Source organism: Roseovarius mucosus (genome assembly GCF_002080415.1).
Classification (GTDB): domain Bacteria; phylum Pseudomonadota; class Alphaproteobacteria; order Rhodobacterales; family Rhodobacteraceae; genus Roseovarius; species Roseovarius mucosus_A.
In genome coordinates, this window is the sequence record NZ_CP020474.1 from 3641904 (window position 1) to 3653625 (window position 11722).

The 11722-nt window shown below is 59.9% G+C and carries 15 protein-coding genes; 3 read left to right on the forward strand and 12 right to left on the reverse strand.

The genetic code is table 11. The features are described 5' to 3' along the window. Window positions 1–16: 16 nt before the first annotated feature. From ROSMUCSMR3_RS17400 to ROSMUCSMR3_RS17435, 8 genes are all read right to left on the reverse strand, one after another. Window positions 17–2140, reverse strand: coding sequence for a transposase domain-containing protein (locus tag ROSMUCSMR3_RS17400; RefSeq protein ID WP_081508155.1), 2124 nt, complete (start codon window positions 2138–2140; stop codon window positions 17–19). Then, a complete protein-coding gene (locus tag ROSMUCSMR3_RS17405) occupies window positions 2137–2991 on the reverse strand; it encodes a ParB/RepB/Spo0J family partition protein (RefSeq protein WP_081508156.1) in 855 nt (284 codons plus the stop codon). Before ROSMUCSMR3_RS17405 ends, ROSMUCSMR3_RS17400 begins: the two co-directional genes overlap by 4 nt. Then, the gene (locus ROSMUCSMR3_RS17410) at window positions 2988–3212 is read right to left on the reverse strand and encodes a helix-turn-helix domain-containing protein (protein WP_037268626.1); all 225 of its coding nucleotides are present in this window, start codon (window positions 3210–3212) and stop codon (window positions 2988–2990) included. The genes ROSMUCSMR3_RS17405 and ROSMUCSMR3_RS17410 overlap by 4 nt, the downstream gene beginning before the upstream one ends. After that, window positions 3212–3472, reverse strand: a complete 261-nt coding sequence (locus ROSMUCSMR3_RS17415; protein ID WP_081508157.1) for a hypothetical protein — start codon at window positions 3470–3472, stop codon at window positions 3212–3214. The genes ROSMUCSMR3_RS17410 and ROSMUCSMR3_RS17415 overlap by 1 nt, the downstream gene beginning before the upstream one ends. 190 nt (window positions 3473–3662) lie before the next feature. Beyond that, window positions 3663–3875, reverse strand: coding sequence for a hypothetical protein (locus tag ROSMUCSMR3_RS17425; protein WP_081508159.1), 213 nt, complete (start codon window positions 3873–3875; stop codon window positions 3663–3665). Next, window positions 3875–4045, reverse strand: coding sequence for a hypothetical protein (locus ROSMUCSMR3_RS21325; RefSeq protein ID WP_157667352.1), 171 nt, complete (start codon window positions 4043–4045; stop codon window positions 3875–3877). The genes ROSMUCSMR3_RS17425 and ROSMUCSMR3_RS21325 overlap by 1 nt, the downstream gene beginning before the upstream one ends. Window positions 4046–4304: 259 nt before the next feature. After that, window positions 4305–4751 carry a hypothetical protein gene (locus ROSMUCSMR3_RS17430; protein ID WP_081508160.1) on the reverse strand — a complete coding sequence of 149 codons (447 nt, stop codon included), beginning with the start codon at window positions 4749–4751 and terminating at the stop codon, window positions 4305–4307. Continuing rightward, entirely contained in the window at window positions 4748–4993 is a 246-nt protein-coding gene (locus ROSMUCSMR3_RS17435) for a hypothetical protein (RefSeq protein ID WP_081508161.1), read from the reverse strand. Before ROSMUCSMR3_RS17435 ends, ROSMUCSMR3_RS17430 begins: the two co-directional genes overlap by 4 nt. A 105-nt stretch (window positions 4994–5098) precedes the next feature. On the opposite strand from ROSMUCSMR3_RS17435, the gene ROSMUCSMR3_RS17440 reads away from it, so the two are divergent. From ROSMUCSMR3_RS17440 to ROSMUCSMR3_RS17450, 3 genes are all read left to right on the forward strand, one after another. After that, window positions 5099–5755, forward strand: coding sequence for a S24 family peptidase (locus ROSMUCSMR3_RS17440; RefSeq protein ID WP_081508162.1), 657 nt, complete (start codon window positions 5099–5101; stop codon window positions 5753–5755). A gap of 54 nt (window positions 5756–5809) precedes the next feature. Then, complete coding sequence (locus tag ROSMUCSMR3_RS17445) at window positions 5810–6292, forward strand: hypothetical protein (protein ID WP_081508163.1); 483 nt, start codon at window positions 5810–5812, stop codon at window positions 6290–6292. 689 nt (window positions 6293–6981) lie between these two features. Next, entirely contained in the window at window positions 6982–8358 is a 1377-nt protein-coding gene (locus ROSMUCSMR3_RS17450) for a DUF4041 domain-containing protein (RefSeq protein WP_081508164.1), read from the forward strand. Window positions 8359–8719: 361 nt separating this feature from the next. Here the strand turns inward: ROSMUCSMR3_RS17450 and ROSMUCSMR3_RS17455 are convergent, their stop codons facing one another. From ROSMUCSMR3_RS17455 to ROSMUCSMR3_RS21930, 4 genes are all read right to left on the reverse strand, one after another. Continuing rightward, a complete protein-coding gene (locus ROSMUCSMR3_RS17455; RefSeq protein WP_081508165.1) occupies window positions 8720–9613 on the reverse strand; it encodes a hypothetical protein in 894 nt (297 codons plus the stop codon). 371 nt (window positions 9614–9984) lie between these two features. Next, complete coding sequence (locus tag ROSMUCSMR3_RS17460) at window positions 9985–11094, reverse strand: ABC transporter ATP-binding protein (RefSeq protein ID WP_081508166.1); 1110 nt, start codon at window positions 11092–11094, stop codon at window positions 9985–9987. After that, window positions 11091–11273, reverse strand: a complete 183-nt coding sequence (locus ROSMUCSMR3_RS17465) for a hypothetical protein (protein WP_008280183.1) — start codon at window positions 11271–11273, stop codon at window positions 11091–11093. The genes ROSMUCSMR3_RS17460 and ROSMUCSMR3_RS17465 overlap by 4 nt, the downstream gene beginning before the upstream one ends. Then, window positions 11242–11445, reverse strand: coding sequence for a Com family DNA-binding transcriptional regulator (locus tag ROSMUCSMR3_RS21930; protein WP_081508167.1), 204 nt, complete (start codon window positions 11443–11445; stop codon window positions 11242–11244). Before ROSMUCSMR3_RS21930 ends, ROSMUCSMR3_RS17465 begins: the two co-directional genes overlap by 32 nt. Window positions 11446–11722: the final 277 nt, after the last annotated feature.

Below are 11722 nucleotides of genomic sequence, written 5' to 3' on the forward strand. Positions count from 1 at the left end.
TGCTCTCCTTTTCTTGTTACTCTTGGGCACCGAAGCGGCGCTCCATGCGCAGCTGGGTGCGGTAGTCGGAACTCTGTTGGTAGTCGGCCAGCCAATCGGCCTGCGCCTGCGTCAGCGTCTCGCCCTCCGCCTGCGCGGTCTCGAGGGCGCGGGCACGCAGAAAAAGGGCCTTGGGATCGTCTTCATCGACCTCAACGGGGCGGGCGCGATGCTCGGCGAGGCGCGTCACGCGGGCCTCAAGCGCTGCTTCGCGCTCTTTCTCCTCGGCGCTCTGCGCGCGCCGCCGTTTGGGGGCGGCCTTGTGCGGCGTCACAAGCTGATGAACTTGCGCCTCGGGCAGGGGGTCGTCTGCCGCCAGCCCCGAGGCTGCGCGCACCCGGGCGGCCACCTCGGCCGCCGTCAACTCGCGCGCGGCCTTGGCCTCATCGCGCTGCGCACGCATCCATGTCTTGCGCTTTCGGTTGTGATCGCGTGCGGCCTCAACGTCGCGGAACTTGGCGTCCTTGAGACATTTGGCATGGCCGAGGTACCGGCCCGCCAGATCATAAACCTCGAGACCGGCTGTCAAATCATCCGCGTCGAACCGCGCAACCACCTTCTCGCCTGCGATCCGGTACATCCACTCTGACCAGTATTCCGTGTCGTAGAGCTTCAGAGCGCCGTTGCTGGTCTTGGCCCGCACACCCTCGGCGCGCAGGAGCCAGAGACGCAGTTGTTCGTCCGTCGCGCGCTTGATCGTGGCGCGCGCATAGCCCTCGTTGAACACCTCATTAAACGACCGTCCCATGGCCACTTCGCTGCGCCGCCCGGGGCGGGCGTTGTGATGCGCGAGTTCGTCCTCTAAGACGAGGCGGAACTCCTCGAGCGGGATGGCGCGGGTGCCGTAATCCTCGGGCTTGGCGTCCGGTTTGTTGCCGGTATAGGCCCCGTCAAAGGCGGGATGCTTGGCCACCCGGTCGCAGAGGTCGCGAAACGCGCGCTCGATGGGCTTGGATTGCCCCGAATAGGGTGTGGCCCAATGTATTTCGACGCCCAAGAGCGGAAGGAGGCCGGGAATATCCTCGTCGGTGATCTTGAAGCGGAACCGGGTCGGCGTGCCGCCTGTCATCGCCTTGGCCGCGAACTCCCGGCCGTTGTCGATCAGAACCGACTGTGGGATGCCATAGGTCCGGATCAGGTCGCCGGTGACCAGCTGCACCGTGTGGCTGTTCGCCGTCGGCGACAGGCGCCAAGCCAAGAGCTTGCCGGAATAGACGTCCGACCAGACCATCATCTGCGGTCGCACGGGCTTGTCGTAGCCCGGCCACGACACAAAGACGTCGAACTTGTGATAGTCGCCCTGGACGCATTCGAGCGGGGCCATGAACGCCTTGCTGCGAACCTGCGCAGGATAAAGGCGGCGCAGCGCTTCCTCGCCCTTGCGCATGAAAATCTCCGTGGGTACCGAGACGCTGGCCTTGAGCCAACGGCGCACCTGATGGAGAGGCGGCACGGCGCTGTTGCGCCGCTCTGAGGTCCAGACGCGCACGGCACGGTCATAGCAACTGGTGAGAGAGGGTTGCGACAGGCGCAGCCAGTCGCTGCGCACAAGTGACAGAAACGCAGGGTCTATGTCATCCCGCCGGGCGGGGGAGCGCCGCAGCGCGCGCCCGTCGATCAGGTAAGCCAGCCGGTCGGCCCGGGCGACGCCCTCGACCTGCCCGAGGTAATTCCAGAGGGATTTGTCAGACCGCTCCAGCTTGCGCGCGACCTCGCGCACGGCCGCCGAGCGGGTCAGCCCGGCCCCTTCCAGCAATTCGACCTCGGCAATAGCCCCAAGCCGCGCCTCGGCCTCGGCGCGCGCCTTGTCGCCCGCCGCCGCATAGCGCTCCCATGCCTCGCCAGTCCCGGGCTTATCCGCCGGAGCCGCGACCAGACCGGCGCTGAGCCGCATCCGGGCGCGCAGAGGCAAGATGCTCCAGTGATACTCGACGCCGCCGCCGACCCCCTTACGCCGCCGGACCTTTCCGGGGTGCCGTGCCCAGCCCTCGCGCACCGCCAGATCGTTGACCTTGCGCTTTGTGCCGGGCAGGTCGGGCAATCCGGCCTCGGCCAGCTCGGCGGCAGACCACCACTCTTGCGCAGGGGCGGGTCCAGTCATGCCGCGTCCCCTTGGTCAATCTCGCCGAACAGCGCCGCAACCTCTGCGCCGCGCTCCTCGAGAAACGCCATGCGCTCCCGCTTGCCCGCACGGTCCCATGCGTCCATGAGGCGCGCGAGGGTGGCGTCTTTTGGGCTGGCCGGGGCCGGTGCCTCACCGCGCGCGGCGCGGTACGCCTCGCGTGCGGCTTTGACCGTTTTTGCCCGCCCGGCTGATAGTTCTTCTACAACGAAACCTCGTTCCTCGGCCTCGCCCATTTTGCCGATATCAATCAGGTCCATCACCTCGACCCGCTTTGGAGCGGCACGAAGGCGCTCTATCTCTTTGCGCCGTAGGAGACTGCCTGCGCGCACGAAGTTGCGAACGTGGCGCTCGCTGAGGCCGAGATTTTCCGCAACGCTTTCGGCAAAGGATGCGACGGAAATCATTTCCGCCGTATCCCATCGCTTGGATGCAAGGCCCGCCCCGGTCGCCGCTTTAGCCTCCGGGTGCAGCCGTTCATAGGCCGACTTGCGTTCAGCCAAAAACAACGCCAGATCGACCGGGATAAGGGGCTGACTGGCAAGGTTGCCGTCGATCTCCATCATTCTGGCTTCGGCGTCGTTGCAGCGAAAGAGATCAACGGGGACCACCGTCTCGCCAAGTTCTTGCATCGCGGTCAAACGGTGCAGTCCCTCGACTAGATAATCGCCGTCCTTCTTACGCCGCACCCATATTTTGCCACGAAAACCGCTCTGGCGGATCGACGCCTTCAGGCTCTCGACATGCTTGCGCGACACATTCCGCAACCGGTCTTCGACCTTGATCGCTTCAATCGGCAGTTCGGTGATTGTGGAAAGGTGCTCAATCATTCTGGGGCCTTCGTCATTGTGTAGCGGCAGATCAGCCGGTCGGCTTTGCGCTCGCGGGTGCAGAGGATCTCCGCCCCGTTGGCGCGCAATTCGGAAATGCAGCTGTTCACCGCCACCACATGCGCCCGCCGCACGATCTCGCGCGTGGTGTGCGGGCGGCCATCCTTGAGGACGGCAAGCACCCGTTGCAGGCGGGGCGAGGTGAGCGGCGCGTGATGCATCAGCCCACCATCTGGGCGTCGAGCCCGGCGCAATTGGTGCGGCAGTTGCCGCACATGCGGTGCCCGGGTCCCGTTGACCAGAACTCGGTGCCGCAGGTCAGGCAGGGGCGGTTGCGAGCGTGCTTGGCCTTGAGAGCCTCGTCCTGCATTCGGTCTTGGGCGCGCAGCGCGATATCACGATTGCTGAACGCGCCGGACACGCGCTCCTTGCCACGGAAAACGGCGTAGCCGTCGCCCCATCTTTGAACATGCAGGTCCATTTCGCTCACCTCCCGAAACTCGCGACGGCGAAGAGCAGGACGAACAGCGCCACAGCCCCCACCACATCGCCGATGACAGAAAAAACGCCCCGGCCGGAGCAAGCAGACTGGGCACAGCCGGGGCGCAGGAGCCGCGCAGCGCACAGGCCAGCACGCGCGCGGAGACGAAACTTATGGGCAAGGCGGCGGATCATCGCGAACGCTCCCGGATGAAATCCGCCTTGCGGATCGACAGGTGATGATCCGCAGCCAAGCGGCTCAGGCGCATCAGCGGCAACGCGCAGCGCGGTTCGTCGATGTCGCGCACCAACTGCAGGGCCAGCGCGACGCGCAGCGCCTGCGGAATGGCCGCGATCTCGTCCTGCAACTGCCCGGCGTCGGGAATGAGATCGGATAACCGCATCACATTGAATCCTGTGTTGAAGGGGGTGTTTCAGGGGCGGCACCTCGGCCCAGAACAGCGACGGACAGGCCTGCGGCGACCACGGCCCAGAAGATGAGGGCAAAGAGGAAGGCTATGGCGAGGCCGCTACCCGGAGGCAGGCGACGTTCGGGTGCGGGGCGCGGGCTCATGCGGCACCCCCGGTTGCGCGGACGAGGCTCGACACCCCGCCCGCGCGCGCCCTACCATCGTCGCTACCAACAAACCGACGGAGGGAACCCTTGGAAAACGAATGGATGACGCAGGACATATTCGACGGACAGCCGCTGATACTCATGCCGGTCGCGCGCTTCGCCTCAGACCTTGAATTAATCTGGAGAAGCGTCGGCACTACGCGCTTACCGCACCCGGCACCCGACGACGTTGAATGGGAGGACATCGTCAAGCGGCTCATTCCTGACCACCCGTCATATATCGGAAGCCGAGATTGGCTCCGCTCATACTCCGAGCGGGACCGGGCGGCTCTGGGTTACACAGCCAACAGGCTTTGGCATCTGACCCAGCGGCTGGGCATTCACCCGAACGGTGCGCCTGACCCAGAATGGGTGTTGGCACATTCTGATTGGAGAGCGCGAATGAGCCTGTGTCTTGGTGCAGGAGTGATCCCATTTGCGTGGGTTCGTCTGACTGACGCTCTTTGACCCGGACGGAGCGGAAGACTGGTGTCACCTCGGCACCCTGCGGGAGCCGTGACGCCTTGAACTCGCGCGCAATCCGGCGCACGGCCCCGACGTCGTAAAACTCGAAGGCCTCACAGCCAAGCTCCTCGCGCGTGGGGCGCGCAGGACGCCCAAGCTCCGGGCAGATCATCAGGGCAAGGCGGCGGCGGATGCTCATGCGGCGTCCTCCTGATTGGCGGAAGGTCGAGGGATGTCGCGGGGCCATTCAAGGTCGGTGGGCCAGTTGTCAGAGAACCATTCCGCGACTTTTTGGGCGGTCTTTGTGCGGCAGTCGTAGCCCCCGATTAGCCGCAAGAAGAACTTGCCGTCGTTCACTGCGTAAACGCCTAGCGTCGAAACCTTGAGGCCAGTGTGGCTCGAATAGCTACTGGCCAGTGCCTGGATTTGTTCGGAATTCATGCTCGCGCCCTTATTTGGCATTTGCCCAACTATAATTTAGGGAAATGCCAAATTGCAAGCATTTTTTTATTAGGGCATTTGCCCAAAATGGATTAAGGGAGCGTTATGGACTTTGGATCTCTAGTGCTTGCACGGCTCGAGGAGCTGGGAGAAAATGTGAATAGCTTTGAGGCCAAGTGCGGCTGGCCTCAAGGCTACCTCCGGGCTGTTGTCAGAAACGACGAGAAGCGAACAAGGCCCAATCTGGAGCGGGCTAAGGAGATCGCCGAGGCGCTCGACCTTGACTTCTACATTGGGCCAAAGCGGGAGACCGGAACGGTCTACACCACCCAGATCGACCACGAAGATTTCGCGGCGATCCCGCGCGTCGATGCGCGGCTTGCGGCAGGGGCCGGGGCTTTAAACGGAGAAGTCAGCCTTCAGGGCGCACTTGCGTTTCGCCAGGACTGGCTGCGCGAGCGGGGCATCTCCCCGGCACAAGCTTGCCTTCTTACCGTTGCCGGTGACAGCATGTCGCCCACTCTGCACGACGGCGACCTCGTCATGATCGACGAGCGCCGCACCACAGTTCGAAATCGCCACGTCTACGCCTTCGTCGACGTCGACGGCAGCGCCCGCGTCAAGCGCGTCGAATTGGTACCCGACCAGCTGATCATCCTGACATCTGACAATGCCGCCCACCCGACCGAAACACGAACCGGCCCGGACATGAACCGCCTGCGCATCCTCGGCGAGATTGTCTGGTCGGCGCATGCCTGGTAGGCCAATCCCTTTAGGCACCGGCCTCGCACGAAGATCCTGAATAGGAGGTTTACGATGAAAGCTCCCACTATGCCTGCCGCGCTCATCGCTACTTTTACATTGGCCTGCTTTGGCTGCGGCCCTTTTTTTAGTGTCGCCACGCCAGCTCTAGCCCAGAGCGCCGCGAGCCAACAAGAAAGTTACAGTGACATCCAGAAGCGGCTGAAGACCCAACGCCAAGAGCACCAGATGAACGAGCAACGAAGGCTCTTTAAAGAAAGACAGGATCGATTTTGTAAAGAGGTCGACCTAAGGGCGAGCCTTTCCATTTCTGCTCGGCAGTTCGGAAAGATGACCGTTGAGCAGGCGTTGGAGGAGTACGTCGGCCCAAGCTACGCTTATAACAAAGGGCAGCGCAGCGTTCATGAGGCTATCATTTGGGACGCGTTTAGTGTTCCCGTGGCTTATCAGAACGGCTCGGTTCCTTCGCATGTTTTGAGCGACTTTACCGACAAGTGGGTTGGGTTATGCGAGCGCGGCGAGCTTGGCTGGCCCTGATACCACGCCAAAAAACGCGTCCCACTTCCCTTTGCTCTTCAGCCTAGGCCGAGAATGGCTATATTATTGATATTAATAGATTAAACATGTAAGTGGGACGCGGAATAAGAACTGGGCGGACTTGGTCCCAGTTCCGGACCCCTCAAGTGCCTTGATATGGCCTTCTGAACACCCCTGAAAGGGCCGTTTAAACCCTGTTTTAATGGGGTTTGGCCGCTTTCTGGCGCTTCCCTCGCCCGCGCCCCTCGTCAGCGCCTTTTTTGCCCTATCGGCCCTATTTTGCCCTTTCACTGCAAACTTCGCGTACCGCCGAGTTGTCCGCCCGATTATCCCGCCAAAGCCCTTATTTCATTGGCCTATCCGGCAAAGTCCGGCGTCAGTTCGGTTCTTCCGGCATCACTGTAAACTAATGTGTAACCCTACAGCGTGACAGCGAAGTTTGCAGTGAATTACAGTGAAGTTTACAGCAACGCGATTTTGGAAATGACCGAGTCGAGCGTCACTTTGGACATTAGCTCTAGCCTGGCCCTTTGATTTCGTCACGGTTTGTTCGGGATTCAGAGGTCACGGTCAAAAGACAATTGTCGCCATTGATCTTGCGCTAAAGTGAAGCCCCCGCCCAAATCCCACTATTGCGTCAACGAACTGCTCTTCTTAGGCTACCGGTGATAGCAGCAGGTGATACCCGAATGGATTATTACACAATTGGCGTGCTGGTTTGGTTTTTATCAGCACCGCTTTTTTTCATCCTCTTCCTTATTTTCAGATCGAAGCTCCGGTCGACACGTAAGCAGATGATTGACCTTGAGGCGTCGACCCAGCGCGTTCGGGAACAGGCCGACGCAAATGTGAAGGCGTCTGACGAAAAATACAGCTGGATAACCTCGCGAGAAAAAGAAATTGAACGCTTAGAGGCCAGTGCATCGCAACTGCGCAAAGACATTGATGAGTTGCGCACCTCATACAAGGATAAGAAGTCGACTTTTGATCGGCTACGGCAAGAGGTCGCCTTATACGACGAACGGATAGCTTTCGCGGAACTTGGCGTCTATGAGCCCCATTTCGACTTCGGAGATTCTGAGGTTTTCAGGACCGCAATCAACGAAGTCCGTGAAAAGCAGAAGGCCATGGTATCAGCCAAAATGGCGACGGCCTGTCCGACTGATTGGACCGTGGACGGTAGCAAGTCCAAGGGAGCCGCGATGATCAATCGTCAGACTCGATTGACCCTGCGCGCGTTCAACAGTGAATGCGACGCCGCAATAGCGAACGCTCGCTGGAACAACGTAAACGCCATGGAGAAGCGTATCTTGAACGCGGAGAAGCAAATCAACGCGGCCAATGCCTCTATGAACCTGACCATTCGCGGGGAGTATGTTGCTTTGAAGCTTGATGAGCTGCATCTGACCCACGAGTACCGCGAACAGCAGAAGCGCGAGAGGGACGAGCGGGCAGAAAGTGCGCGGCTGGACCGAGAGGAGAAAAAGCTCCAAGCTGAAGCCGCCGCCGCAGCCGCCGAAGAGAAAAAGTACCAAGAGATGCTTGATAAGGCACGGCAGGAAGTAGGCGTTGATGAGGAAAGAATCGTAGAACTAGAGCGCGCATTGGCTGAGGCCCACGAGAAGACAGAACGGGCAAAATCCATGGCGGAAATGACGAAGTCTGGGTATGTCTACATCATCTCGAACGTCGGTAGCTTTGGTGAAGACGTTGTCAAAATCGGATTGACCAGAAGGCTCGATCCAGACGACCGGGTGCGTGAGCTTGGAGATGCAAGCGTACCGTTTCTGTTTGACACTCATGCCATGATTTATTCTGAAGAAGCTCCGGCTCTCGAGGCCGCTTTGCATCGGGAATTTGAAGAAAGACGTGTAAACGCCGCAAACATGCGCAAAGAGTTCTTCCGGGTTTCTCTCGAGGAGGTCGAAGAGGCGGTGAAGCGCCTTGCCACGGGCGCAGAGTTTTTCAAGGATCGCGAGGCACAGGAGTGGCACGAGACCTTGTGGCGCAGGAAGCAGCTATTGTCTGCCCAAGGAACCGCCGAGGCGTTGCCTGATAATATCTAACGAGAACCATTAAAAAAATCGAAGTCAACCGTGACCGCGTCTAAAGAAATTCCTTGAGGTATCCTAATTCGCCAACGTTCGACGGCCGAACCTCATCTTTTCAACGCCCCTTTAACACCCCGCTAAACACCTCCCTCACTCCACATACCGAAACCCCTGCACGGCGCGGGAATGTCCCATATGCGCAGGAGGCGGGCTTTGCAAAGGTGGGATCTTGGCACCGAAGCCGACCTTCGTGACAGCGCAGCGAATGACGGGTCGGAGCCCATTGTGCTGGATGCTGCGTTTTGCACCAACGACTGTTTTCGCAACAACAATTGAGAAGCAGGTGCGTAACGGACAAGAAAACTCCGGAAACACATTAAAAGCGGAAGTCACGTCCCTTTTTCTTTGCCTTCTGACGAAGATCGGATACTCTTTTGCGGCTCTCTTCTGTTAATTCATTGTCAACTTCTGTGAGAGCGGCATTGATCGTTTTCTTCTCGATCAGTAACTCTTTTAGTAAATTGTTTAATGCGATATCGATTTCGTGAAAGCACGCGAAGACCGACTGATAGCATTCCGAAGCTGGATCTGAATAGTATTGATATTCAACTCCATCAACTTCAATGCTCTCCACCGTTATCTCGGGTTTATCGAGCTTTTCGAGCTCAACGCTCTCCTTCCAGGTTGCATTGTCGTAAAGAGCAGACGTAGTGCCAGGAAAAAATGTGTAAGGATTGAATTTTGCGGCATCTTCCAGCTCGAACATCAAGGCTTCGAGCTTCAGTGGAAGATTAGTGGTACTTCTGAGTTTCATGATCTCGTAGTGGAAGTTCTTCCTAGTCAGAATATTCTCTATGAATTGCCTCTCAAAACCAAAGGGCGATGGATAGTATTCAACAAATCTAGGTATATAGTCACCATGATCGCCTGCCCACTTTTCTTGGAAAAACGGAACTCTTGAATAAAGCTCATCTTTAATTTGGAGGACTGGAATCAACGCATTTTCCAAATCGCTTCTCATTAAAACCAAACTCTCTCTAGTCGCGGCCAAAGACTGGCGTCGGGTCTCAATGACCTGCCGAGCAGCGTACCAAATTGCAATCACGGTAAATATGGCTGCAAGGGGATTTATCCAACTTCGCAGGCAGATAACTGGGCTCTCGTCGGCAACACAGAAATAGCTATGGAGAGAAGACGCGTAAAGCCAGGCCGCAAACAAAAGTACTACGCTGCCCAACGAAACAGCGCATAGGATGAAAAGTTGTTTCATACGTTTAGAGTCCCTTTTGCCTTCCACCAACCGTTGGCCAGAGTTGCCGATGGATACTGAGACGTCAATTGCTTGGTGTGCATTCCTCTGCAGGATCGCCTCGGGCAGCCAATGCTGCCATCAACTAACTCCCCGAAGTGTCCTAGGGCTTTCAATGGATGCCGTTCACCATTGCCGGGTAGCAATTTACGAGCGGTCATTGTTCTTAACAAGATCAGCGACCTCATCGTCCGCATCCTACCAGTTCGTGGCCCCCGCGGTGAATGTCAGCTATCGCAAATTCGCGTCTGGGACCGTGGGTCCGCTTCGGGCTGACATCGGTCATTAACTAGGAACATGAGGGGCAGGTTTAACCCCCCTTAAACACCCCCTCACTCCACATACCGAAACCCCTGCACGGCGCGGAAATGGCCGCCATAGCCAGTCCCGGCGGGCTTCAGGCCGCGACGCGCCCGGGCAGCGGCGAGGGTCTTCATGCTGCGTTCCTTGGACTGGGCGTAGAGGATGGCGGAGACCTGCGCCCAGAGGGGATCGCGGCGGAGCGCTGCGGCGAGGCCGGGGTGCGAGGTGTGAAAGAGCATCGGCATCGGTTTGTCGTAGCGGTTCACGCCGCGCCGCCAGAGGGCGCAGACCTCGTTGAGAAAGCGCAGGCCCAGCCCCGCGCCTTGCCACTCGGGCATGACGACAAGGCGACAGGCGCGGCCCTCGACCAGCCCCGGCCGGGTCGAGACGGCGAGATGCGCCACGGGCGCGCCATCGACGAAACCCACGTAGTAATTGGCCGCGATCATGCGGGGCAGCTTCAGGTAGTGATGCGGCTCAAAGGCGGGCCAGAAGGAGCCGTCCGTCTGGTGAATGTCCATGGCAATGCGCGGTGCCCGTCGAAGACGCCTCCAGCGGAACTCGGCGCGGCGGGTGTCGATCACCCAATCGGGCTGTAGCCATGACACCACGTCCTCGTGACAGGTGACGGCGACGAACTGGCCTTTGCCGCGCCGCCACGCCTTGGCAAACGCGGCGGCCCCGATCTGGGCCACGCGCCGGTCGATGGTCGAGGTGAACTCGTCGAGAATGGCAAAGCTCGGCCGCTCTGCCAGAATGCGCGCCAACTCAGCCCGGAATTGCTCGCCGGTCGAGAGATGGTGGAAGGGGCGCAGCCAGCTCGGCACGGTGCCAAGGCCCACGGCGGAGAGGGCCGCCGCGACGGCATCGAATGCGCCCTCGGGATCAATCGCGTCGATCAGCGCGCCCTCGGGCCACGGACGTGGATCAAGCTGCGCGCCAAAGGCCGCGCGGGCAAGCGAGGATTTGCCGCTGCCCGAGGGGCCGACAATGAGGCCGATCTGCCACGGCCGGGCCAAGAGATCGGCCTCGACCTCGAGGCGGAAATCCGCGTCGCCCTCGACGTTGAAGAGGCTGGAGACCCGGGCCGCGCGGTAGGTGTCCGGGATGGGGCTAGGGTGGTGGATGGCGAGCTTCATGTCACCACCACGCGGCATTTGAAGCCCTGACGGCGCAGGCGGCCAAAGGCATCCACTTGGGCGGCCTCGTCCTCGAGCAGGACAATGACGCCATATTGCCGCCGGTAGCGGGTGCCCTTGGGCAGGCCCGGCGCACCGGGCGGCAGCTCAGGTTTCGGGAGGGTGGACGATCTTGCCAAGTTTGGCTCCTTCTCTTAGCGCATCGCGCTTTGGGGGAAGGGCTCTTGGCCTCGGTGTGTTCATGGCCCGGCATCTTGGGCACTTGATCGAGATGCCGGATATCCGCGCGCCTCTCGAAAACTTGAATAACAAACGGCCACATGCGCAGCAACGGGCATCTCGATCTTCCACTTAGAATCACCTCATAAGATCACCGCCCCCTTGGGGCAGGGAGCGGCCATGAGGTCTGTCTGGTCGGCGGGGTTTCTGTTTGGTGACGTGGCCCCGTGCCCTAGGGCGCGTTCCAGAAGCGCGCGCCCTAGGGTCTCTCTCTAGCGCCACAGTGGGGCCAGCGGCCGGTGTGGTTCGCCAGTTTCGCGCGGGGCAATCGGCCATTCCAGATGAAGGATTTCCGAGGGTCCCACGGCCCCTTGTGCTGTTTGAGCCCTTTGGCGCTGCCAATCTCTGA

Excerpts from the sequence above, each read along its gene's own strand:
- ROSMUCSMR3_RS21325 (WP_157667352.1), bottom strand. The coding sequence starts at position 4,045 with ATGAGCCCGCGCCCCGCACCCGAACGTCGCCTGCCTCCGGGTAGCGGC.
- ROSMUCSMR3_RS17410 (WP_037268626.1), bottom strand. The coding sequence starts at position 3,212 with ATGCATCACGCGCCGCTCACCTCGCCCCGCCTGCAACGGGTGCTTGCC.
- ROSMUCSMR3_RS17450 (WP_081508164.1), top strand. The coding sequence starts at position 6,982 with ATGGATTATTACACAATTGGCGTGCTGGTTTGGTTTTTATCAGCACCG.
- ROSMUCSMR3_RS17435 (WP_081508161.1), bottom strand. The coding sequence starts at position 4,993 with ATGAATTCCGAACAAATCCAGGCACTGGCCAGTAGCTATTCGAGCCAC.
- ROSMUCSMR3_RS17445 (WP_081508163.1), top strand. The coding sequence starts at position 5,810 with ATGAAAGCTCCCACTATGCCTGCCGCGCTCATCGCTACTTTTACATTG.
- ROSMUCSMR3_RS17405 (WP_081508156.1), bottom strand. The coding sequence starts at position 2,991 with ATGATTGAGCACCTTTCCACAATCACCGAACTGCCGATTGAAGCGATC.
- ROSMUCSMR3_RS17460 (WP_081508166.1), bottom strand. The coding sequence starts at position 11,094 with ATGAAGCTCGCCATCCACCACCCTAGCCCCATCCCGGACACCTACCGC.
- ROSMUCSMR3_RS17455 (WP_081508165.1), bottom strand. The coding sequence starts at position 9,613 with ATGAAACAACTTTTCATCCTATGCGCTGTTTCGTTGGGCAGCGTAGTA.
- ROSMUCSMR3_RS17400 (WP_081508155.1), bottom strand. The coding sequence starts at position 2,140 with ATGACTGGACCCGCCCCTGCGCAAGAGTGGTGGTCTGCCGCCGAGCTG.
- ROSMUCSMR3_RS17430 (WP_081508160.1), bottom strand. The coding sequence starts at position 4,751 with ATGAGCATCCGCCGCCGCCTTGCCCTGATGATCTGCCCGGAGCTTGGG.
- ROSMUCSMR3_RS17425 (WP_081508159.1), bottom strand. The coding sequence starts at position 3,875 with ATGCGGTTATCCGATCTCATTCCCGACGCCGGGCAGTTGCAGGACGAG.
- ROSMUCSMR3_RS17415 (WP_081508157.1), bottom strand. The coding sequence starts at position 3,472 with ATGGACCTGCATGTTCAAAGATGGGGCGACGGCTACGCCGTTTTCCGT.
- ROSMUCSMR3_RS17440 (WP_081508162.1), top strand. The coding sequence starts at position 5,099 with ATGGACTTTGGATCTCTAGTGCTTGCACGGCTCGAGGAGCTGGGAGAA.